Source organism: Streptomyces sp. NBC_00637, assembly GCF_045161545.1.
Taxonomy (GTDB): Bacteria; Actinomycetota; Actinomycetes; order Streptomycetales; family Streptomycetaceae; genus Streptomyces.
Map to the genome: position 1 here is coordinate 6,128,205 of NZ_CP109046.1, position 20,826 is coordinate 6,149,030.

The following is a 20,826-nucleotide window of genomic DNA, read 5'->3' on the forward strand; positions in this document are numbered from 1 at the left end:
GACAGCGGACGGGACCGCTTCCTGTAGCTAAACGGGCTCTCACCCTCAAGGAGAAACTCATGCGGCGTGGCATAGCGGCCACCGCGCTGGTGGCGTCCTTCGCCCTCGCGGCGACGGCCTGCGGCGGGGACGACAGCGGCAGCGACAAATCGTCCGGGCCGGTCACCATCACCTGGTGGGACACCTCCAACGCCACCAATGAGGCGCCGACGTACCAGGCTCTGGTCAAGCAGTTCGAGGCCGCCAACAAGGACGTCAAGGTCAAGTACGTCAACGTGCCCTTCGACCAGGCGCAGAACAAGTTCGACACGGCCGCCGGCGCCTCCGGTGCCCCGGACGTGCTGCGCTCCGAGGTCGGCTGGACCCCCGCCTTCGCCAAGAAGGGCTTCTTCCTGCCGCTGGACGGCACCGAGGCCCTCAAGGACCAGGCCAAGTTCAAGTCGAACCTGATCGAGCAGGCCAAGTACGAGGGCAAGACGTACGGCGTGCCGATCGTCACGGACACGCTCGCGCTGGTCTACAACAAGGCGCTCTTCACGAAGGCCGGCATCACCGAGGCCCCCAAGACCTGGGACGACCTCAAGACCGCCGCCGCCACCATCAAGGCCAAGACCGGCGTCGACGGCTACTGGGGCTCCACCCAGGCCTACTACGCCCAGTCCTTCCTCTACGGCGAGGGCACCGACACCGTCGACGCCGACGCCAAGAAGATCACCGTCAACTCGGCGGAGGCGAAGAAGGCGTACGGCACCTGGCTGGGCCTGTTCGACGGCAAGGGCCTGCACAAGGCCGACACCACCGCCGACGCGTACGCCCACATCCAGGACGCGTTCGTCAACGGCAAGGTCGCCGCGATCGTCCAGGGCCCGTGGGAGATCACGAACTTCTACAAGGGCAGCGCCTTCACGGACAAGAACAACCTCGGCATCGCCACCGTCCCGGCCGGCTCCGCCGGTACGGCGGGCGCCCCGACCGGCGGCCACAACCTCTCGGTCTACGCCGGCTCGGACAAGGCCCACCAGGCCGCCGCGCTGAAGTTCGTCAACTTCATGACCTCCGCGACGAGCCAGGCCGCCATCGCCCAGAAGAACTCCACGCTGCCGACGCGCGACGACGCCTACACCGCCGCTGTCAAGGCCGACCCGGGCATCGCCGGCTACCAGACGGTCCTGTCCGCCGCCCAGCCGCGCCCGGCGCTGCCGGAGTACAGCTCCCTCTGGGGTCCGCTCGACACCGAACTGCCCAAGATCGCGGGTGGCAAGGAGACCCTCGACAAGGGCCTGAGCGCCGCTGAACTCGCCATCGCCAAGCTGGTGCCGGACTTCAGCAAGTGAGTCCGTGTGGCCGCCGGATCTCTCACACATCGGGGGAGAGATCCGGCGGCCACCGACCTGTGAGCCGTACCCCCCTCGACGATCCAGCGTGAAGATCCAGAAGGTGTCGAACCATGACAGTCGCCATCGACCGCGCGACCGGCAAGAAGCGCCGCGGTGACCGTGAGCCGAAGCCCGGGCCGGCCGGGCGCCTGAGGCGCGGCTACCAGAAGCACTGGTACGCGTACGCCATGATCGCCCCGGTGGCGGTCGTCCTCGGCGTGCTCGTGCTGTACCCCCTGGTGTACGGCCTGTACCTGACGCTGACCGATGCCAACAGCCTGAACACCGCGCGCACGATCGGCGTCAACCACATCGACGCCACCTACAAGTTCATCGGCCTCGACAACTACGCCGACATCCTCTGGGGCCCGACGGCCTACGACCGCTTCTGGTCGCACTTCATCTGGACGATCGTCTGGACGGCGGCCTGTGTCGCCCTGCACTACGGCATCGGACTCGGCCTCGCGCTCCTGCTCAACCAGAAGCTGCGCGGGCGGACCCTGTACCGGCTGATCCTGGTGCTGCCGTGGGCGGTGCCCACCTTCGTCACCGTCTTCGGCTGGCGGTTCATGCTCGCCGACGGCGGCATCATCAACTCCATGCTCGACGCCCTGCACCTACCCTCGCCGATGTGGCTCGAGGACACCTTCTGGCAGCGGTTCGCCGCGATCATGGTCAACACCTGGTGCGGTGTGCCGTTCATGATGATCTCGCTGCTCGGCGGCCTCCAGGCCATCGACGCCTCCCTCTACGAGGCGGCCGAGATGGACGGCGCCAGCGCCTGGCAGCGCTTCCGGTTCGTCACCCTGCCCGGCCTGCGGTCCGTCAGCTCCACCGTCGTCCTGCTGGGCATCATCTGGACCTTCAACCAGTTCGCCGTGATCTTCCTGTTGTTCGGCAACACGGCCCCCGACGCGCAGATCCTCGTCACCTGGGCGTACTACCTCGGCTTCGGACAGCAGCCGCGTGACTTCGCCCAGTCGGCCGCCTACGGCATCCTGCTGCTGGCCATCCTGATCGTCTTCACCTCGTTCTACCGCCGCTGGCTGAACCGCAACGAGCAGCAGCTCGCGATCTGAGGCAGGAGTTCCCATGACCAGCACCACCGCCGAGACCTCCGCCCCCCTGAGCGAGCAGCGCTCGAAGACCCCGCGCCGGGCCCGGCGCCGCGGCGAGAACACCCTCGCCGGCTCCCTCGCCTCCCACGGCATCCTGATCGTCGCGAGCGTCATCGCGCTCTTCCCGATCGCGTGGCTGGTCTATCTGTCCCTCGGCCCGGACACGGACGACTATCTGCACCCGGGCGGCATCTGGGACAAGATGACGTTCGACAACTACTCGTTCGTCCTCCAGCACACCCAGTTCTTCGACTGGTTGAAGAGCTCGCTCATCGTCACGCTGGGGACCACGGCCATCGGCGTGCTCATCGCCGCCACCACCGGCTACGCCGTCTCCCGGATGCGCTTCCCCGGATACAAGAAGTTCATGTGGGTGCTGCTCGTCACCCAGATGTTCCCGGTCGCCGTGCTGATGGTGCCGATGTACCAGATCCTCTCGGACCTCCAGCTCATCGACAACTACTTCGGCCTGATCCTCGTCTACTGCACGACGGTCATCCCGTACAGCGCCTGGCTGCTCAAGGGGTACTTCGACACCATCCCCTTCGAGATCGACGAGGCGGGACGCGTGGACGGGCTCACCCCGTTCGGCACCTTCTTCCGGCTGATCCTGCCGCTCGCCAAGCCCGGTCTCGCGGTGGCCGCGTTCTACAACTTCCTCACCGCCTTCAGCGAGGTCGCCTTCGCCTCGACGTTCATGCTGAGCGACGACAAGTACACCCTCGCCGTCGGTCTCCAGTCCTTCGTCAGCGAGCACGACGCCCAGCGCAACCTCATGGCCGCCACGGCCGTGCTGATCGCGATACCCGCCGCCGTGTTCTTCTACCTCGTGCAGAAGAACCTGGTGACCGGCCTGACGGCGGGCGGCACCAAGGGCTGAGCCCCTCACGAGACTCCCGCGTGCCCTCGGGCGCGCGGGTGGCGGCCGCGGTGTCCATCCGACCCCGCCGGCACCGCGGCCGCCTCATCATCGCCTCCTGAGACCACACGGCCCGAAGACCGAGCGCCCTCCGACACCACTCGGCCCTGAAATCCCTCGCCTCGAAAAAACGAAGTCGAGCCCCAAGCCCCATGACCACGACACCGTTACGTACAAGGAAGCCATGAGCCAGCAGCCCGCAGCCCCGGCCCCCACCCCCACCTCGGCTGTCGCCACCGTCGCCAAGCGCCGTGACTGGTGGCGGGACGCGGTGATCTACCAGGTGTACCCGCGCAGTTTCGCCGACAGCAACGGCGACGGCATGGGCGACCTGGAAGGCGTACGCTCCCGCCTGCCGTACCTGCGCGACCTCGGCGTGGACGCCGTGTGGCTCAGCCCCTTCTACGCCTCCCCGCAGGCCGACGCCGGCTACGACGTCGCCGACTACCGCGCGGTCGACCCCATGTTCGGCAACCTCCTGGACGCCGACGCGCTCATCCGGGACGCCCGGCAGTTGGGCCTGAGGATCATCGTCGACCTGGTCCCCAACCACTCCTCCGACCAGCACGAGTGGTTCAAGCGGGCGCTGCGGGAAGGCCCCGGCTCCTCCCTCCGGGACCGCTACCACTTCCGTCCCGGCAAGGGCGCGGACGGCGAACTCCCGCCCAACGACTGGGAGTCCATCTTCGGCGGCCCCGCCTGGACCCGGGTCACGGAGCCGGACGGCACCCCCGGCGAGTGGTACCTGCACCTCTTCGCCCCGGAGCAGCCCGACTTCAACTGGGAACACCCCGCGGTGGGCGACGAGTTCCGCTCCGTGCTGCGGTTCTGGCTGGACATGGGCGTCGACGGGTTCCGTATCGACGTGGCCCACGGCCTGGTCAAGGCGCAGGGCCTCCCCGACCTCGGCTCGCACGAGCAGCTCAAGCTGCTGGGCAACGATGTCATGCCGTTCTTCGACCAGGACGGCGTGCACGAGATCTACCGTCAGTGGCGGCTCATCCTCGACGAGTACTCGGGGGAGCGGATCTTTGTCGCCGAGGCCTGGACGCCGACCGTCGAGCGCACCGCGAACTACGTCCGCCCCGACGAACTCCACCAGGCCTTCAACTTCCAGTACCTGTCCACCGAGTGGGACGCGGAGCAGCTGCGCGAGGTCGTCGACCGCACCCTGGAGGCGATGCGCCCGGTCGGCGCCCCCGCCACCTGGGTGCTGTCCAACCACGACGTGACGCGGCACGCCACCCGCTTCGCCAACCCACCCGGCCTCGGCACCCAGATCCGCACGGCGGGCGACCGCGAGGTCGGTCTGCGGCGGGCGCGGGCGGCCACGCTGCTCATGCTGGCGCTCCCCGGCTCGGCGTACGTCTACCAGGGCGAGGAACTCGGCCTTCCGGACGTCGTGGACCTGCCCGACGAGGTGCGGCAGGACCCGGCGTACTTCCGCGGCGCGGGCCAGGACGGCTTCCGTGACGGCTGCCGCGTGCCGATCCCCTGGACGCGCGAGGGCTCGTCGTACGGCTTCGGCGAGGGCGGCAGCTGGCTGCCCCAGCCGTCCGGCTGGGGCGAGTTGAGCGTCGAGGCACAGCAGGGCGTGCCCGGTTCGACGCTGGAGCTGTACCGCTCGGCCTTCGGCATCCGCCGCTCGCGGCCCGATCTGGGCGCGGGCGATGCGGTGGAGTGGCTGAAGGCACCGGCGGGCGTACTGGCCTTCCGGCGCGGGGAGTTCGTGTGCGTGGCGAACACGACGGGCGAGTCGGTGACGACGCCGGCGTACGGACAGGTGCTGCTCGCGAGCGATGAGGTCACCGAGACGAACGACGGCGAGGCGAAGCTGCCGGCGGACACCACGGTCTGGTTCGCGACGGCCTGACACCCCTCCTACGAGGTCCGCCGCTCTTGGGGGAGCGGCGGACCTTTCGCGTTCCACAACGCCTTCTCCGACTCTGTTCTTTCGGCCAACGAGCCATTAACATCGCGCCACTGCAAGGTTTCTGAAAGATTGCAGCAAAAGCCTTCAACGGAGAAGGAACCCCCACATGGCAAGCAGCAGACCCCTTTCGGGCGCCCTCGCCCTGGCCGCCGCGGCCGTCGTCATGGCCCCCACCACCGTGTCCGCCGCCCCTCCCGGCACCAAGGACGTCACCGCCGTCCTCTTCGAGTGGAACTTCGCCTCGGTCGCCAGGGAGTGCACCAACACCCTCGGCCCCGCCGGGTACGGCTACGTGCAGGTCTCCCCGCCCGCCGAGCACATACAGGGCTCGCAGTGGTGGACGTCGTACCAGCCCGTCAGCTACAAGATCGCGGGCCGGCTCGGCGACCGCGCGGCGTTCCAGAGCATGGTGAACACCTGTCACGCGGCCGGGGTGAAGGTCGTGGTCGACACGGTCGTCAACCACATGGCCGCGGGCAGCGGCACCGGCACCGGCGGCTCGTCGTACACGAAGTACGCCTACCCGGGCCTGTACTCCTCGTACGACTTCGACGACTGCACGTCCCAGATCACCGACTACGCCGACCGCTGGAACGTCCAGCACTGCGAGCTGGTCGGCCTCGCCGACCTGGACACCGGCGAGGAGTACGTCCGCAAGACCGTCGCGGGGTACATGAACGACCTGCTCACCCTCGGGGTCGACGGCTTCCGCATCGACGCGGCCAAGCACATCGACACCGCCGACCTCGCCGCCATCAAGTCGCGGCTGACGAATCCGGGCGTGTACTGGAAGCAGGAGGTCATCTACGGCAGCGGAGAGGCCGTCCAGCCGACCGAGTACACGGGCAACGGCGACGTCCAGGAGTTCCGCTACGCCTACGACCTGAAGCGGGTCTTCAACAGCGAGAACCTGGCCTACCTGAAGAACTACGGCGAGGGCTGGGGGTATCTGAGCAGCTCGGTCGCCGGCGTGTTCGTCGACAACCACGACACCGAGCGCAACGGGTCGACCCTCACCTACAAGGACGGCGCGAACTACACGCTCGCCAATGTCTTCATGCTCGCGTATCCCTACGGGTCCCCGGACATCGACTCCGGGTACGAGTGGTCGGACGCGGACGCCGGTCCGCCCGACGGCGGTGCCGTGAGCGCCTGCTGGCAGAACGGCTGGAAGTGCCAGCACGCCTGGCCGGAGATCATGCGCATGGTGGCCTTCCGCAACGCCACGCGGGGCGCGGCGATGACCGACTGGTGGGACGACGGGGGCGACGCGATCGCCTTCGGGCGGGGGAGCAAGGGCTACGTCGCGATCAACCACGAGTCGGGCTCGCTGACCCGCACGTACCAGACGTCCCTCGCCGCCGGCACCTACTGCAACGTGCAGAGCAACACGACCGTGACCGTGAACGGATCGGGCCAGTTCACGGCGACCCTGGGCGCCAACACGGCGCTGGCGATCTACGCGGGCAAGTCGAGCTGCTGAGCCGCCCCCACGCGACCGCGCGCCGTCGCCACAGGCGGTGCGCGGTACGCGGTAGTGGTGCGCGCAGGGTTGACGGCCTCATGACACGGCTCTACGTTCCGCACTGCTATGGGAGCGCTCCCATAATGGGATGGATCATGCTGCGCCGGCCCGCTCCCTGGTCAGCCGCACCACCAGACGATAGGAGTCGCGATGCGCGTGACACGGCACCTGGGGGCCCTGCTCGCAGGCCTCGCCCTGCTGTTCGGGATATCGACGGCACCGTCCTCGGCGGCGGCCACCGCCCTGCCGGGCAGCTTCCAGTGGAAGTCGAGCGGGGCGCTGATCGCCCCGAAGTCGGACGCCGGCCACAACATCAGCGCGATCAAGGATCCGTCGGTCGTGTACGCGGGCGGCAAGTGGCACGTGTTCGCCAGCACCGCGAGCAGCACCGGCGCGTACAGCATGGTGTACCTGAACTTCACGGACTGGTCGCAGGCGGCTTCCGCCCCGCAGTACCACCTGGACCAGAGCGCGATCGGCGCCGGGTACAAAGCGGCCCCGCAGGTGTTCTGGTTCGCGCCGCAGAAACTGTGGTACCTCGTCTACCAGACCGGTGACAACGCGGCGTACTCGACGACCACGGACATCGCGAATCCGGCGTCGTGGACCGCGCCGAAGAAGTTCTACGCCGACGGCATGCCGCAGATCGTCAAGGACAACATCGGAACCGGCTACTGGGTCGACTTCTGGACCATCTGCGGCACCGTGAACTGCTACCTGTTCTCCTCCGACGACAACGGCCATCTCTACCGCTCGCAGACCACCCTGGCGAACTTCCCGAACGGCTTCACCAACACGGTCATGGTGATGCAGGACTCCAACAGGTACCGCCTCTGGGAGGCCGCCAACGTCTACAAGCTGAGCACCTCCAACACCTATCTGCTGCTCGTCGAGGCGATCGGAGGCAACGGCAAGAGGTACTTCCGGTCCTGGACGGCGACCAGCCTGACGGGGACGTGGACCGCCCTGGCCGACTCGGAGACCAACCCCTTCGCCCGCTCGACGAACGTCACCTTCGACGGCGCGGCCTGGACCCAGGACATCAGTCACGGCGAGATGATCCGCGCCGGCGCCGACCAGACCCTGACCGTTGACCCGTGCCGGCTCCAGTACCTCTACCAGGGCATGAACCCGGCCGCCACGGGCCCGTACAACACACTGCCGTGGCGGCTGGGACTGCTCACGCAGACCAACTCGAACTGCTGAGTCCGCTCACTTCCAGGTGTCGCTCGTGGAGTATCCGGACGAACTGCCTGCCGTGCACGAGCGGTTCGCCCCGGACTCCCGGGTCACGTTCCCGGAGCCGTCATTCTCGGCGTACCGAAGGACGGTCGGGAAGGGCGCCTCAAGGTCTCGGTGAAAGTTCTTGCCGTGAGTTGCAAGCCTCTTGCTGTAAACCTTTCGTCAGCGATACGGTCACGCGGGCGCCCGGCGACGAAGCCGTCCCGCGGCGTCGGGGTCGGACCCAAAAGAGCCGTAATCGCAAGGAGTTCCCGCCTGTGATACCGAGATGGCCGGCGCCCCCGACGCGCCGCACCGCGCCACCAGCCCGACGGGTCGCGGCCGTCGCCGTGGCCGCGCTGGCCGCCGCCCTCGTGCAGCCCCTCGCGGCGCACGCGGCCAGTCCGCCCCCACCGCCGTCCGACGCGAAGCTGGCCGCCGCCCCGGCCCGGCACGACGACACCCGTGAGCAGTTCTACTTCGTCATGCCGGACCGCTTCGCCAACGGCAGCACCGCCAACGACAAGGGCGGACTGACCGGCTCACGCCTCACCACCGGCTACGACCCCACCGACAAGGGCTTCTACCAGGGCGGCGACCTCAAGGGCCTGACCCGGCGGCTCGACTACATCAAGGGCCTCGGCACCACCTCCATCTGGATGGCGCCGATCTTCAAGAACCGGCCCGTCCAGGGCACCGGGAGCAACGCCTCCGCCGGTTACCACGGCTACTGGATCACCGACTTCACCCAGGTCGACCCGCACTTCGGCACCAACAAGGACCTGGAGACGCTCATCTCCAAGGCGCACGCCAAGGGCATGAAGGTCTTCTTCGACGTCATCACCAACCACACCGCCGACGTCGTCGACTACGAGGAGAAGTCCTACGACTACCTGTCCAAAGGCGCCTTCCCGTACCTGACCAAGGACGGCGAGCCCTTCGACGACGCCGACTACGCGGACGGCGGCACGAAGTTCCCGGCCGTCGACGCCGGCTCCTTCCCGCGCACCCCGTCGGTCACCCCCGCGCAGAAGACCGCCAAGGTCCCCTCCTGGCTCGACGACCCGACGATGTACCACAACCGCGGCGACTCGACCTATGCCGGCGAGTCGACGACGTACGGGGACTTCTCCGGCCTCGACGACCTGTGGACCGAGCGTCCCGAGGTCGTCAGCGGGATGGAGAAGATCTACCAGCGCTGGGTGCGGGACTTCCGGATCGACGGCTTCCGGATCGACACCGTGAAGCACGTGAACATGGAGTTCTGGACCCAGTGGGCGACCGCCCTCGACGCCTACGCGGCCAAGCAGGGCCGGGACGACTTCTTCATGTTCGGCGAGGTCTACTCCGCCGACACGTCGATCACGTCCCCCTACGTCACCCAGGGCCGCCTGGACGCCACGCTCGACTTCCCCTTCCAGGAGGCGGCCCGCCAGTACGCCTCCCAGGGCGGCAGCGCGCGAAAGCTCGCCTCGGTCTTCGCCGACGACTACAAGTACACGACCGACAAGGCCAATGCCTACGAGCAGGTCACCTTCCTCGGCAACCACGACATGGGCCGCATCGGTTACTTCCTGAACCAGGACAACCCCGAGGCCACCGACGCCGAACTCCTCGCCAAGGACGAGCTCGCCAACGAGCTGATGTTCCTCAGCCGCGGCAACCCGGTCGTCTACTACGGCGACGAGCAGGGCTTCACCGGCGCCGGCGGCGACAAGGACGCCCGCCAGACGATGTTCGCCTCGAAGACGGCCGACTACCTCGACGACGACGAGATCGGCACCGACCGCACCCACGCGAGCGACGCCTACGACACCAAGGCCCCGCTGTACCGGCAGATCAGCGAGCTCTCCCGGCTGCGCGCGGCGAACCCCGCCCTCACCGACGGCGTGCAGACCGAGCGCTACGCCGCCGACGGCGCCGGCGTCTACGCCTTCTCCCGCAACGGCACCGGCAAGGACAAGACCGAGTACGTCGTCGCCTTCAACAACGCGGGCACGGCGCAGGAAGCGACCTTCGAAACCGGTTCCGCGAACACCGCGTTCCGCGGGATCTACGGCACCGGGGAAACGGTCGCCGCCGGCGCCGACCGGAAAATCACGGTAACCGTTCCCGCGGGCTCGGCCGTCGTCCTCAAGGCCGCCCGCAGGCTGCCCGCCCCGGCCACCGGGCCGACCGTCACCCTGCACGCCCCCGCCGCCGGCGCGACCGGCACCGTCGAGCTGAACGCCGACGTGACGGGCGGTCGGCTCAACCGGGTCGTCTTCGCCGCCCAGACCGGCAACGGCACGTGGCAGACCCTCGGCTCCGCCGACCACGCCCCCTACCGGGTCACCCAGACCGTCGACGCGGACGTACCCGCGGGCACCGCCCTGCGCTACAAGGCGGTCGTCGTCGACTCGGCCGGACACACGGCGAGCGCCACCGCGGCCTCCGTCACCGGCACCCCGCCCGCCGAGGAGGTCCCCACCGCCTCCTCCCGGGACTACGCGATCGTCCACTACAAGCGCACCGACGGCGACTACGCCGACTGGGGCCTGTACGCCTGGGGCGACCTCGCCGACGGCGAGTCGACCACCTGGCCGGACAGCCACCCCTTCGTCGGCCGGGACGCGTACGGGGCCTTCGCCTACGTCAAGCTGAAGCCGGGCGCCTCGTCCGTCGGCTACCTGGTCATCGACAAACAGGGCGACAAGGACGTCTCCGCCGACCGGACGATCGACGTCACGAAGACCGGCGAGGTCTGGATCGAGCAGGGCAAGGAGGGCGCCCTCACTGAGAAGCCCGACCTGCCCGCCCAGGACACCGCCAAGGCCGTCCTGCACTACCACCGCGCCGACGGCGACTACACCGGCTGGGGTCTGCACACCTGGACCGGCGCCGCGAACCCCACCGAGTGGTCGAACCCGCTGAAGCCCACCACGACCGACGCGTACGGCGCGGTCTTCGAGGTGCCGCTCACCGCCGGTGCCACCAGCCTGAGTTACATCCTCCACAAGGGCGACGAGAAGGACCTCCCGTCCGACCGGTCGTTGGACCTCGCCGCGAACGGCCACGAGGTGTGGCTGCTGAACGGCCAGGAGAAGTACCTGCTCCCGCAGCCGGCCGGCTCCGCGGCAGCCCTCGACCTGACCACGTCCAAGGCGGTCTGGATCGACCGGAACACCGTCGCCTGGAACGGCTCCGAGGCCGCCGCCTCGACCCAGCTGCTGTACAGCCGGGACGGCTCGATCGCGGTCGCGAAGGGCACGCTCACCGGGTCCGCCAAGTGGCTCCGGCTGACGAGGACGGCCCTCACCGACGCCCAGAAGGCCGCCTATCCGCACCTCGAGGCCTACACCGCCTGGTCCGTCGACCCGCGCGACCGGGACCGGGTGCGGGAAGCCCTCGGCGGTCAGGTCGTCGCCACCCAACGGGCCGTGAACGGCGCCGTACTGGCGGCGACCGGCGTACAGATCGCGGGCGCGCTGGACGACCTGTACCCCGGCGCGACCAAGGCCCGGCTCGGGCCGACCTTCCACGACGGCCGGCCCACCCTGGCCGTCTGGGCGCCGACCGCACAGCAGGTCTCCCTGGAGCTCGACGGCTCCACCGTGCGGATGAAGCGCGACGACGCCACCGGCGTCTGGTCCGTCACCGGCCCCAGGTCCTGGAAGAACAAGCCCTACCGGTACGCCGTGACGGTGTGGGCGCCCACGGTCGGCAAGGTCGTCAGCAACAAGGTCACCGACCCCTACTCGGTCGCCCTCACCACGGACTCCGCGCGCAGTCTCGTCGTCGACCTCGACGACAAGGCCCTCGCCCCCGGCGGCTGGTCCACGCTGACCAAGCCGAAGGCCGTCCCGCTGAAGGACGCCCAGATCCAGGAACTGCACGTCCGGGACTTCTCCGTCGCGGACACGACCGTCCCCGCCCAGGACCGGGGCACCTACCGGGCCTTCGCGGACCAGGGCAGCGACGGCTCGAAGCATCTGCGGGAGCTGGCGGCGGCGGGCACGTCCTACGTCCACCTGCTGCCCGTCTTCGACATCGCCACCATCGCCGAGGACAAGGCCGCGCAGTCGGTCCCGGACTGCGATCTGGCCTCCTCTCCGGCCGACTCCGAGAAGCAGCAGGAGTGCGTGACCGCGACCGCCGCGAAGGACGCCTACAACTGGGGGTACGACCCGTACCACTACACGGTCCCCGAGGGCTCCTACGCCGGTGACCCGGACGGGACCGCCCGTACCGTCGAGTTCCGCCGGATGGTGGAGTCGCTGAACCAGGAGGGCCTCAGGGTCGTCATGGACGTGGTCTACAACCACACGGCGGCGAGCGGCCAGGCGGCGACCAGCGTCCTCGACCGGATCGTCCCCGGCTACTACCAGCGGCTGCTCGCCGACGGCTCGGTGGCGAACAGCACCTGCTGTGCCAACACCGCCACCGAGAACGCGATGATGGGCAAGCTGGTCGTCGACTCGATCGTCACCTGGGCCCGGGAGTACAAGGTCGACGGCTTCCGTTTCGACCTCATGGGACACCACCCCAAGGCCAACATCCTCGCGGTGCGCAAGGCGCTGGACGCGCTGACCCCCGCCAAGGACGGCGTCGACGGCAAGAAGATCATCCTCTACGGCGAGGGCTGGAACTTCGGCGAGGTCGCCGACGACGCCCGCTTCGTCCAGGCCACGCAGAAGAACATGGCGGGCACCGGTGTCGCGACCTTCTCCGACCGGGCGCGTGACGCCGTGCGCGGCGGCGGCCCCTTCGACGAGGACCCGGGTGTCCAGGGCTTCGCTTCCGGGCTCTACACCGACCCCAACGCGTCGACCGCCAACGGAACCCCGGCCGAACAGAAGGCCCGGCTGCTGCACTACCAGGACCTCATCAAGGTCGGTCTGTCCGGGAACCTCGCCGCGTACCGCTTCACCGGCACCGGCGGCAAGGAGGTCACCGGCGCCGAGGTCGACTACAACGGCGCCCCGGCCGGCTACGCGGACGCGCCCGGCGACGCCCTCGCCTACGTCGACGCGCACGACAACGAGTCGCTGTTCGACGCGCTGGCGTTCAAGCTGCCCCAGGACACCCCGGCGGCGGACCGCTCCCGCATGCAGGTCCTCGCCATGGCCACGGCCGCGCTCTCCCAGGGCCCGGCCCTGTCCCAGGCGGGCACCGACCTGCTGCGCTCCAAATCCCTGGACCGCAACTCCTACGACAGCGGGGACTGGTTCAACGCCATCCACTGGAACTGCGCCGCCGGCAACGGCTTCGGGCGGGGACTGCCGCCCGCCGTCGACAACGCCTCCAAGTGGCCTTACGCCAAGCCCCTGTTGACCACCGTCGGCGTGGGCTGCCCGCAGATCACCACCGCCTCCGCCGCCTACCGGGATCTGCTGAAGATCCGCACCACCGAGAAGGCGTTCTCCCTCGGCACGGCCGGGCGGGTGCAGTCGGAGCTCTCCTTCCCGCTGTCCGGGACGGACGAGACGCCCGGGGTGATCACCATGGAACTCGGTGACCTGGTCGTCGTGTTCAACGCGACGCCGACCGCGACGAAACAGACCGTCGACGCGCTCGCCGGGACGGGATACCGGCTGCACCCGGTGCAGGCGGCGGGGACGGACCCCACCGTCAAGACCGCGTCGTACGTGACGGACTCCGGCACGTTCGCCGTGCCGGGGAGGACCGTCGCGGTGTTCTCCCGCACGACCCCCTAGGGCGTGTCCGCAAAGTCCCGCCCTGCCCTCCGGGCAGCCGGCGCTACTTTGCGGACACGCCCTGGACAGGGGCACTACCTTGGTGGAGCAGACCTCGAGCCGGTCTGCTCCACCGGTAAGTGTGAGGGTCCGAGGGTCGGCAGATGGACGTCAACGACAGACGGGCAGGCACGACCGTGCTGGTCGTGGACCGCACGGCGGCCGGCCGGTTCGCCCTCGGGGTGGTGCTGCGCCGCGCCGGTCACCAGGTCGTCGCGGTCGGCACCGGCCACGAGGCACTCGTCGAACTGGACGTACGGCGGCGCAAGGGCGCCCTGCCGGACGTGGCGCTCGTCGACGTGGAACTGCCGGACATGAGCGGCTTCGAACTGTGCCGCCGGCTCAAGGCCCGGCCGCACATGGCCGGGCTGCCCGTCGTGCACTTCTCGGCCGGTGACGTGGCCCCCGGCGACCGGGGGGAGGGACTGGACGCGGGCGGTGAGGCCCACCTGGCGATGCCCGCCGAGCCCGAGGAGATCGACGCGGTGGTCCGGGCGGCCGTCCGGGCCGCGCGGCTGCGGGCCGACGACCAGGCGGCGGCACGGCGGCTGTCGCTGCTGTCGGACGCGATCGTCGGCATCCAGGCGGCGCGCTCCCCGCAGGAACTCGCCGACGCCGCCGCCGAGGGCACCGCCCGCCTCACCGGCGCCCCCGCCGCCGTCTTCGTCCTCGGCCCGGACGACGCGCTGCACCGCGGCACCTCAAAGAACCGCACCTCGCTCGCCCTGCCGGACCAGGACGCCCACCAGGCCGTCGTCGCCCTGCTGCGGCGGCTCACCCACGGCCAGGCGGGGGTACGGATCACCACGGTGCCCGCGCCGCTGTGGCCCGCCGGCTTCTTCCGGCCCGGGGTGCCGCACGACGCCCGGCTCGTGCTCCTCCCCACCCAGGACGGCGCGTCCTCGGTATGTCTGGCCATGCCCACCCGAGAGGTCCGCCGGGTGGACCCCGAGACCGAGTCACGGCTGGCCCGGCTCGCCCAGGCCACCGCGCTCGCCGCCGAGCCCCTGCTCATGTACCAGGTCGAGCGGCACGTCGCGCTCACCCTCCAGCACAGCTTCCTGCCCCGGCCGCAGAAGCTGCCCGAGCTGCCGGGCGTCGACGTCGCCGTCCGGTATGTGCCCGCGTCCCGGCAGGCGGAGATCGGCGGCGACTTCTACGCCGCCCTGCGCACCGGGGAGGGGGTGCTGGCCGCCGTCGGTGACGTCGTCGGCCACTCGCTCGAGGCGGCCACCGTCATGGTCGAGATCCGGCACGCGCTGCGCGCCTACTGCGTCGACGAGAGCGACCCGGCCGTGCTCGCCGGGCGCCTGGACCGGATGCTCCAGCTCTACCACCCCGAGGTCACGGCGACCGTCTGTCTGGTCCTGATCGATCCCGGCACCGGACGGACCCGCATCGCCAACGCGGGGCACATCCCGCCGCTGATCGTCCGGGACACCGGTGGCGCCGACTACGTCAAGGCGGCCGGCCCGCTGCTCGGCCTCGGGGTGCCCCACCCGGCGCCCACCGAGCTGTTCCTCGAGCCCACCGACCGGCTCCTCATGGTCACCGACGGTCTGATCGAGACCCGGGGCACCGACCTCGCGGTGTCGATGGAGCAGCTTCGCGCGGCGGCCATCGGCGCCATGCCGGGCCTGGACGCGCTGTGCGACACCCTCCTCACCAGCTTCGGTCACGACCGGGAGGACGACATCGCGATGCTGGCGCTGCGGCTGACGAATTAGGGTGGGCGTTGTTGCCGCCCCCAAACAGGAGTTCCCATGCCGCAGATCACCGTCGACTACTCGACCACGATGGCGTCCGCCTTCGACCGGACGGGGTTCGCGCGGGCCCTGCACACCTCGGTCGTGGAGATCGCCGCCGCCAAGCCGGAAGCCTGCAAGACCCTGTTCAGGCCCGCCGAGTTCACCGCGTTCGGCTACGACGACCCCGAGGAGCGGGGGCACGCGGTCGTCCACGTCACGCTGGGGCTCCTGGCCGGCCGCACCGACGAGACGAAGACCAGGCTGACCGAGGCCGTACTGGAGCTGCTGCGCGAGCACGTGGCCCAGGACGGTTTCGTGCTGCACGCCTCCGCCGAGGTGCGCGACCTCGACCCGTCGTACCGCAAGTACGAGGGCTGAGGGCTGCCGGTCCGGCGGCTCAGGAGGCCAGGGCGATCAGCCGGGTGACCAGGTCGCCGAACGGCCCGTCGGCCGGCTCGCCGCCGAGCACGGGGCGCAGCAGTGTGCGCAGCTCGTCGTCGTGGGCCGCGCCGACGGCCGTCAGCGCGGCGAAGTCCTGGACGAGCTGGACCTCCAGCTCCTCGCGGGGGATGCGCCGCCCGTCCAGCCAGATCAGCGCGGTCGACTCGGCGAGCGAGATCCAGGAGCGGACGATCAGCTCCAGGCGCGGGGGCGCGTCGGCGATGCCCAGATGCGACAGGATCTGCTCGTAGGCGTTCTGGCGTACGGAGTCGACGAGGGCGTTCGTGGTGGAGGAGCCGACCGCCGGGCCGCCGCGCATGAGGGCGGAGAAACCCGGGCCGTGCGCGTCGACGAAGTCGAAGTAGCGGCGCATCACGCGGAGCAGCCGGGAGCCGAGGGGCCCTTCGTGCGGCTCGGCGAACCGGCCCGCCAGGTCCTCCGAGGCCCGCTTCAACGCGGCCTCGTACAGGCTGAGTTTGCCGGGGAAGTAGTGGTAGACGAGGGGGCGCGAGATGCCCGCGGCCGCGGCTATCTCGTCGATGGAGACCTCGTCGGGCGAGCGCTGGGCGAACAGTTCGAGGGCGACGCCGATCAACTGCTGCCGACGCTCCTCGACTCCCATTCTGCGACGAACCCCGGTAGTCATGCAAACACCTTACCGATCGGATCCGGCCCAGAACGGACGGGATCGGCGCAGACGTTCACCCGATTCATCACGTAACCGGCTGCTTGTCCGGTCACCTGTCGGTCATTTTTCGCCCCGGCCCTCGCGTCACGCCCCGAGTCGGGTGCCGGGCCGGGCTGTGTGCCGGGTCGCCGGCCGGATCACATGTCCAGCACCAGTCGTCCGCCGCGCGCCCGCGAGACACAGATGAGCATCGAGTCGGCGCGCTCCGCGTCGGTGAGCAACTCGTCCCGGTGATCCACCTCGCCCGCCAGCACCCGCTGTCGGCAGGTCCCGCAGAAGCCCTGCTCGCACGAGTAGAGGGTGTCCGGCAGTTCGGCGCGGACGGCGGCCAGCACGGTCGAGCCGGCCGCGACCGCCACCACCCGCCCGGTGCGCCCGAGTTCGACCTCGAAGGGGTCGCCGTCCCGGACGGCACCGGCCGTGAACCGCTCGAGGCGGACGTGCGGCACCCGCTGCTGGACCGCCGCCATGAGCCCCTGCGGGCCGCAGCAGTAGACGGCCGTCCCCTCGGGCAGGTCCGTGAGCAGCGCGTCGAGATCGGGCCGTCCCTCCACCACCGTCACCCGGCCCTCCCCGCCGAGCTTCTCGATCTCGTCCAGGAACGGCATCGAAGCCCGCGTCCGGCCGGCGTAGAGCAGCCGCCACTCGGCGCCTTCGGCGAGCGCCCGCAGCATGGGCAGGACCGGTGTGATGCCGATGCCCCCGGCGACGAAGACGTACGAGGGCGCCTCGACGAGCGGGAAACGGTTACGGGGTCCCCGCACCTCGACCTCCGTCCCCTCCCGCAGCTGCTCGTGCACCTCGCGTGAGCCGCCCCGCCCGTCCCCGACGAGCCGCGCGGCGACGGTGTACGAGGAGGTGTCCCGCGGGTCCCCGCACAGCGAGTACTGCCGTACCAGGCCCGACGGCAGCACCAGATCGAGGTGCGCCCCCGCCTCCCAGCGCGGCAACCCGCCTCCTTCGAGACGTAGTTGGACGACGCCCTCGGCGATCTCCCGCCGTACGGTGACCAGCAGCCGCAGTGCCCGGGTCCGGGGCCGGCCGGAGACCGGTTCCGCCAGTGCGGGCATCGGCCACAACGGCGAGACCCGGATCCGGCGGCGCAGCGCCCGCCGGACGAGCAGCGCGGCGCCCGCGACGACCGCGGCGGTCAGCGGCTTCGGCGTCACGACGCCCTCTCCTGTGCGGCGAGCGCGGCCAGCGCGGCGGGGGAGGAGGCGAGATAGGCGACCGCCTGCTCGGTGGAGCACTCCCGCGAGGGATGGTACGCGCGGCTCAGATAGCGCGGGACCGACCTCAGCAGATCACCGGTCGCGGGCAGCGTGCCCCGTCTGCCCCGGACGTAGAAGTCCTTGAAGGAGGCACGGCCGTCGACCAGGGTCGGGTCGTTCTCCATGAAGAAACGGGCCCCGCGCTGCCACAGGAACACCATCGCCGCGAACGCCGTCGCCCAGGTCCGCACCCGCCGCCGGTAGCCGCCGTCGACGTGTGTGAAGAGGTCGAAGGCGACGGACCGGTGCTCGACCTCCTCGGCGCCGTGCCAGCGCAGCAGGTCCAGCATGGTCGGGTCGGCGCCCCGCCGGTCGAGCTCCTCGGCGTTCAGCACCCAGTCGCCGAGGAACGCGGTGTAGTGCTCGATGGCCGCGATCAGCGCCACCCGCTCCATCAGCCACCAGCGCCGGGCCCGGCCCGGCGGCAGGGTCCGGTCACCGAGGAGCTTCTCGAAGAACCAGTCGACCTGCGCGGTGTACGGGGTCGGGTCGAGCCCCTGCTCCCGCAGATGCGGCAGCACCTCGTCGTGGGCCTGGGAGTGCATCGCCTCCTGCCCGATGAACCCGATGACGTCCTCGCGCAGCCGCTCGTCCCGGATGTACGGCAGCACCTGCCGGTAGACGTGTACGAACCAGCGCTCACCGGCCGGCAGCAGCAGGTGCAGGACGTTGATGGTGTGGGTGGCGAACGGGTCGCCAGGCACCCAGTGCAGCGGGGTGCCCTCCCAGGAGAAGGACACCTTGCGTGCCTTGAGCGTGACACGCTCGTCCGGCCGCCTGTCGGGCTTGTTGGACATGGTGTCAATGTACTGACGAGTAGGGCGGAGGTGAACCCCCGTGCGACAACTCGCCCGCACCACCCTCCCACCCGACGGACCCGCCGCCGGGTCAGCGCAGCCCGCTGATCGACCGACCGTCGTTCAGCCTGCCCTCCAGGCCGGCCTGCGCCCCCTGCTTCGTCGGCACCGCCAGCAGGTTGCCCTGCCCGGAGCCGGTCACCCCGCCCGTCGCCCGAATGGATGCCGTCGCCTTGTCGCCGGCGGCCAGCAGGTACCAGTCGCCGCCCTTCGACTTCCACAGCACCCCGGCCAGCACATGCGGATCGCGCGGCCCGCACGCCGGTACGTCCCCGGCCTTCGCCACGGCCGCCCCGAACAGCCCGCCCGGAGTGTGGAACTGGGCCAGCACCCTGCTGCCGTCGCCCCGCCAGGTCTCGGCCCGGGTGCACACCCAGGTCGCGGCGCCGTTGGCGTCGGGCAGCTGCTGCCGGGTGTAACCCCAGGCGTTGACCGTACGCACGCCCTGACCGCGGGCGTCGGCCAGCGAGCAGGCGAACGGCGCCCAGGTCCGCAGCGCCGTCGCGCCGCTCGCCTCCTTGGGCGCCGCCGGACGCCCCGCCGTGAGGCGGGCGGGGACGAGCTCCCCGAGGTCGCTGAGCAGATGGGTGCCGGAGGCGTCCGTCAGCTGGAGCACGTTCCACGTCGCACACGTGCCGGTGTGGGTGGCCGGGCTGGCCAGCGGCGAGGTGATGCCGTCGGTCAGCGTCAGGTCCATCACCCCGGCGCCCGGCTTCGACAGGTCCCGCTCGCCGGCCTTCGTCACCCAGGGCGCCGTCAGATAGCGCACGTTGCCGTCCGCCCGGCCCAGCACCAGCGCGCCCGCCTCGGGGCCGGTCGCGCCGTCCACCCGCGCGAAGTCGAGGGCCGCCCCGGCGGTCCCGTCCTTCGGCTCGGCGTAGCGGGCGATGCGCAGACCGTCGTAGAGGATCACCACGCGCGCGCTGTCGACCTCGCCCGCGTACAGGAGCCGGGGCGGTCCGGCCGGGCCGCCGGACGGGGTGTCCGGGGTGGCGGAGACGTGCACGGCCTTCCCGGGGCGGGCCCAGACGGCGAGGGCGCGGCGCAGCAGCGCAGTGTCCCGGGTGAGGGGGCCGCGCGCCGGCCAGACGGAGAAGTCGGTGCGCGCGGAGGTCTTCCAGGCGGCGGGGGACACCTTCACCAGCCGCCCGGGGTCGAGGGCCGCCTCGGCGGCGGGGTTCTGCGCGTACGGCGGGGCCGCCGCGCCGTCGCGTCCCCAGCCGCCGCCGGGCAGCGCGACCAGAGCGCCGCACACGGCGAGCGCGGCCGCGGCGGCCAGCGCGGCCCTGGTGTACCGGCGGCGACGCATCAGATCCGTGGGCCGGGCCTGGAGCGAGCAGGCGTCGAACTCGGGGGAGTCGAGCAGGGCGTAGTGCGCGGCGGGGACCTTGGCGGCCTCACGCAGGGCCGCGGTCGCCTTGGCGTCCGTCAGGCCGGACCCGGTCAGCACCTCGCGGACATCGCCGTCGGGGAGTCGCTCCAGGCCGCGCAGCACGTAGGCGGCCCGGGCCGGGCCCGACAGGGCGGCCAGGCGCTGGTCCAGGGCGAGCTCGTCGGCGCCGCCGGAGCGGGGGAAGAGCCGCAGACCCCACACCTGGGGGAGCAGCGGCGGGAGCTGCGCACGCTTGGGGCGGGCCAGCAGTCGCAGCGGCAGCCCCGCCTCCAGCGCCGTACGGACCACCTGGAGGCGGATGTAGGCGTACCCGGGGTCGCCGTCACGACCGTCCCCCGCGCCCCCGTTCTGGGCCGGGATGACGGGGGTCGAGGCGCTGCCCCGGGGCAGCGCGCGCTGGGCGAGCGCATGGGCGGTCAGGACGCGCCGGCTGCGGCCGAGACCGGGGGGCAGCACCAGATAGGCGAGCCGGACGAGCCGCGGGTAGTGCTCGACGAGCGCGGCCTCGGCCTGCTCGACGTCGACGGTCCGGTCGGCGGAGGATCCGGGTGCGGGGCGCGGGGCGACATCCTGTGACTGCACGTCCAGCAGAACGAGCGAG

General features: G+C 70.6%; 12 protein-coding genes and 1 pseudogene. 9 read left to right on the forward strand and 4 right to left on the reverse strand.

The genetic code is table 11. The features are described 5' to 3' along the window. The first annotated feature begins 59 nt into the window (after window positions 1–59). The 9 genes and pseudogenes from OG440_RS26840 (at window position 60) to OG440_RS26880 (ending at window position 15,953) form a co-directional block, all read left to right on the forward strand. On the forward strand, window positions 60–1,334 hold the full coding sequence (locus OG440_RS26840; RefSeq protein ID WP_406009344.1) for an extracellular solute-binding protein: 1,275 nt from the start codon (window positions 60–62) through the stop codon (window positions 1,332–1,334). Window positions 1,335–1,447: 113 nt separating this feature from the next. Beyond that, the gene (locus OG440_RS26845; protein ID WP_406009345.1) at window positions 1,448–2,455 is read left to right on the forward strand and encodes a carbohydrate ABC transporter permease; all 1,008 of its coding nucleotides are present in this window, start codon (window positions 1,448–1,450) and stop codon (window positions 2,453–2,455) included. A gap of 13 nt (window positions 2,456–2,468) precedes the next feature. Then, complete coding sequence (locus OG440_RS26850; protein WP_406009346.1) at window positions 2,469–3,374, forward strand: sugar ABC transporter permease; 906 nt, start codon at window positions 2,469–2,471, stop codon at window positions 3,372–3,374. A 223-nt stretch (window positions 3,375–3,597) separates the two neighbouring features. After that, on the forward strand, window positions 3,598–5,286 hold the full coding sequence (locus OG440_RS26855; RefSeq protein WP_406009347.1) for a glycoside hydrolase family 13 protein: 1,689 nt from the start codon (window positions 3,598–3,600) through the stop codon (window positions 5,284–5,286). A 166-nt stretch (window positions 5,287–5,452) separates the two neighbouring features. Further along, window positions 5,453–6,829, forward strand: a complete 1,377-nt coding sequence (locus OG440_RS26860; protein ID WP_406009348.1) for an alpha-amylase family protein — start codon at window positions 5,453–5,455, stop codon at window positions 6,827–6,829. A gap of 273 nt (window positions 6,830–7,102) precedes the next feature. Next, window positions 7,103–8,077, forward strand: a pseudogene (locus OG440_RS26865) (non-reducing end alpha-L-arabinofuranosidase family hydrolase); the annotation flags it as partial. A 293-nt stretch (window positions 8,078–8,370) separates the two neighbouring features. After that, window positions 8,371–13,788 carry a pullulanase-type alpha-1,6-glucosidase gene (pulA, locus tag OG440_RS26870; RefSeq protein ID WP_406009349.1) on the forward strand — a complete coding sequence of 1,806 codons (5,418 nt, stop codon included), beginning with the start codon at window positions 8,371–8,373 and terminating at the stop codon, window positions 13,786–13,788. 143 nt (window positions 13,789–13,931) lie between these two features. Continuing rightward, complete coding sequence (locus OG440_RS26875; RefSeq protein WP_406009350.1) at window positions 13,932–15,554, forward strand: SpoIIE family protein phosphatase; 1,623 nt, start codon at window positions 13,932–13,934, stop codon at window positions 15,552–15,554. Window positions 15,555–15,590: 36 nt separating this feature from the next. Continuing rightward, window positions 15,591–15,953 (forward strand): 5-carboxymethyl-2-hydroxymuconate Delta-isomerase, encoded by a 363-nt coding sequence (locus OG440_RS26880; protein ID WP_406009351.1) that lies wholly within the window; start codon window positions 15,591–15,593, stop codon window positions 15,951–15,953. 19 nt (window positions 15,954–15,972) lie between these two features. On the opposite strand, the gene OG440_RS26885 is transcribed toward OG440_RS26880, so the two are convergent. From OG440_RS26885 to OG440_RS26900, 4 genes are all read right to left on the reverse strand, one after another. Beyond that, window positions 15,973–16,662: a TetR/AcrR family transcriptional regulator gene (locus OG440_RS26885; protein ID WP_406009352.1), complete on the reverse strand. Its 690-nt coding sequence runs from the start codon at window positions 16,660–16,662 to the stop codon at window positions 15,973–15,975. Between the two features lie 179 nt (window positions 16,663–16,841). Continuing rightward, window positions 16,842–17,873, reverse strand: coding sequence for a PDR/VanB family oxidoreductase (locus OG440_RS26890; RefSeq protein ID WP_406009353.1), 1,032 nt, complete (start codon window positions 17,871–17,873; stop codon window positions 16,842–16,844). Further along, window positions 17,870–18,772, reverse strand: a complete 903-nt coding sequence (locus tag OG440_RS26895; RefSeq protein WP_406009354.1) for a metal-dependent hydrolase — start codon at window positions 18,770–18,772, stop codon at window positions 17,870–17,872. The genes OG440_RS26890 and OG440_RS26895 overlap by 4 nt, the downstream gene beginning before the upstream one ends. 91 nt (window positions 18,773–18,863) lie before the next feature. Beyond that, the gene (locus OG440_RS26900) at window positions 18,864–20,807 is read right to left on the reverse strand and encodes a hypothetical protein (RefSeq protein WP_406009355.1); all 1,944 of its coding nucleotides are present in this window, start codon (window positions 20,805–20,807) and stop codon (window positions 18,864–18,866) included. Between the last annotated feature and the right edge of the window lie 19 nt (window positions 20,808–20,826).

Bases quoted from the DNA above. Each gene is read 5' to 3' on its own strand.
- OG440_RS26895 (WP_406009354.1), bottom strand. From the start codon at position 18,772: ATGTCCAACAAGCCCGACAGGCGGCCGGACGAGCGTGTCACGCTCAAG.
- OG440_RS26875 (WP_406009350.1), top strand. From the start codon at position 13,932: ATGGACGTCAACGACAGACGGGCAGGCACGACCGTGCTGGTCGTGGAC.
- OG440_RS26885 (WP_406009352.1), bottom strand. From the start codon at position 16,662: ATGACTACCGGGGTTCGTCGCAGAATGGGAGTCGAGGAGCGTCGGCAG.
- OG440_RS26840 (WP_406009344.1), top strand. From the start codon at position 60: ATGCGGCGTGGCATAGCGGCCACCGCGCTGGTGGCGTCCTTCGCCCTC.
- OG440_RS26860 (WP_406009348.1), top strand. From the start codon at position 5,453: ATGGCAAGCAGCAGACCCCTTTCGGGCGCCCTCGCCCTGGCCGCCGCG.
- OG440_RS26850 (WP_406009346.1), top strand. From the start codon at position 2,469: ATGACCAGCACCACCGCCGAGACCTCCGCCCCCCTGAGCGAGCAGCGC.
- OG440_RS26855 (WP_406009347.1), top strand. From the start codon at position 3,598: ATGAGCCAGCAGCCCGCAGCCCCGGCCCCCACCCCCACCTCGGCTGTC.
- OG440_RS26880 (WP_406009351.1), top strand. From the start codon at position 15,591: ATGCCGCAGATCACCGTCGACTACTCGACCACGATGGCGTCCGCCTTC.
- OG440_RS26845 (WP_406009345.1), top strand. From the start codon at position 1,448: ATGACAGTCGCCATCGACCGCGCGACCGGCAAGAAGCGCCGCGGTGAC.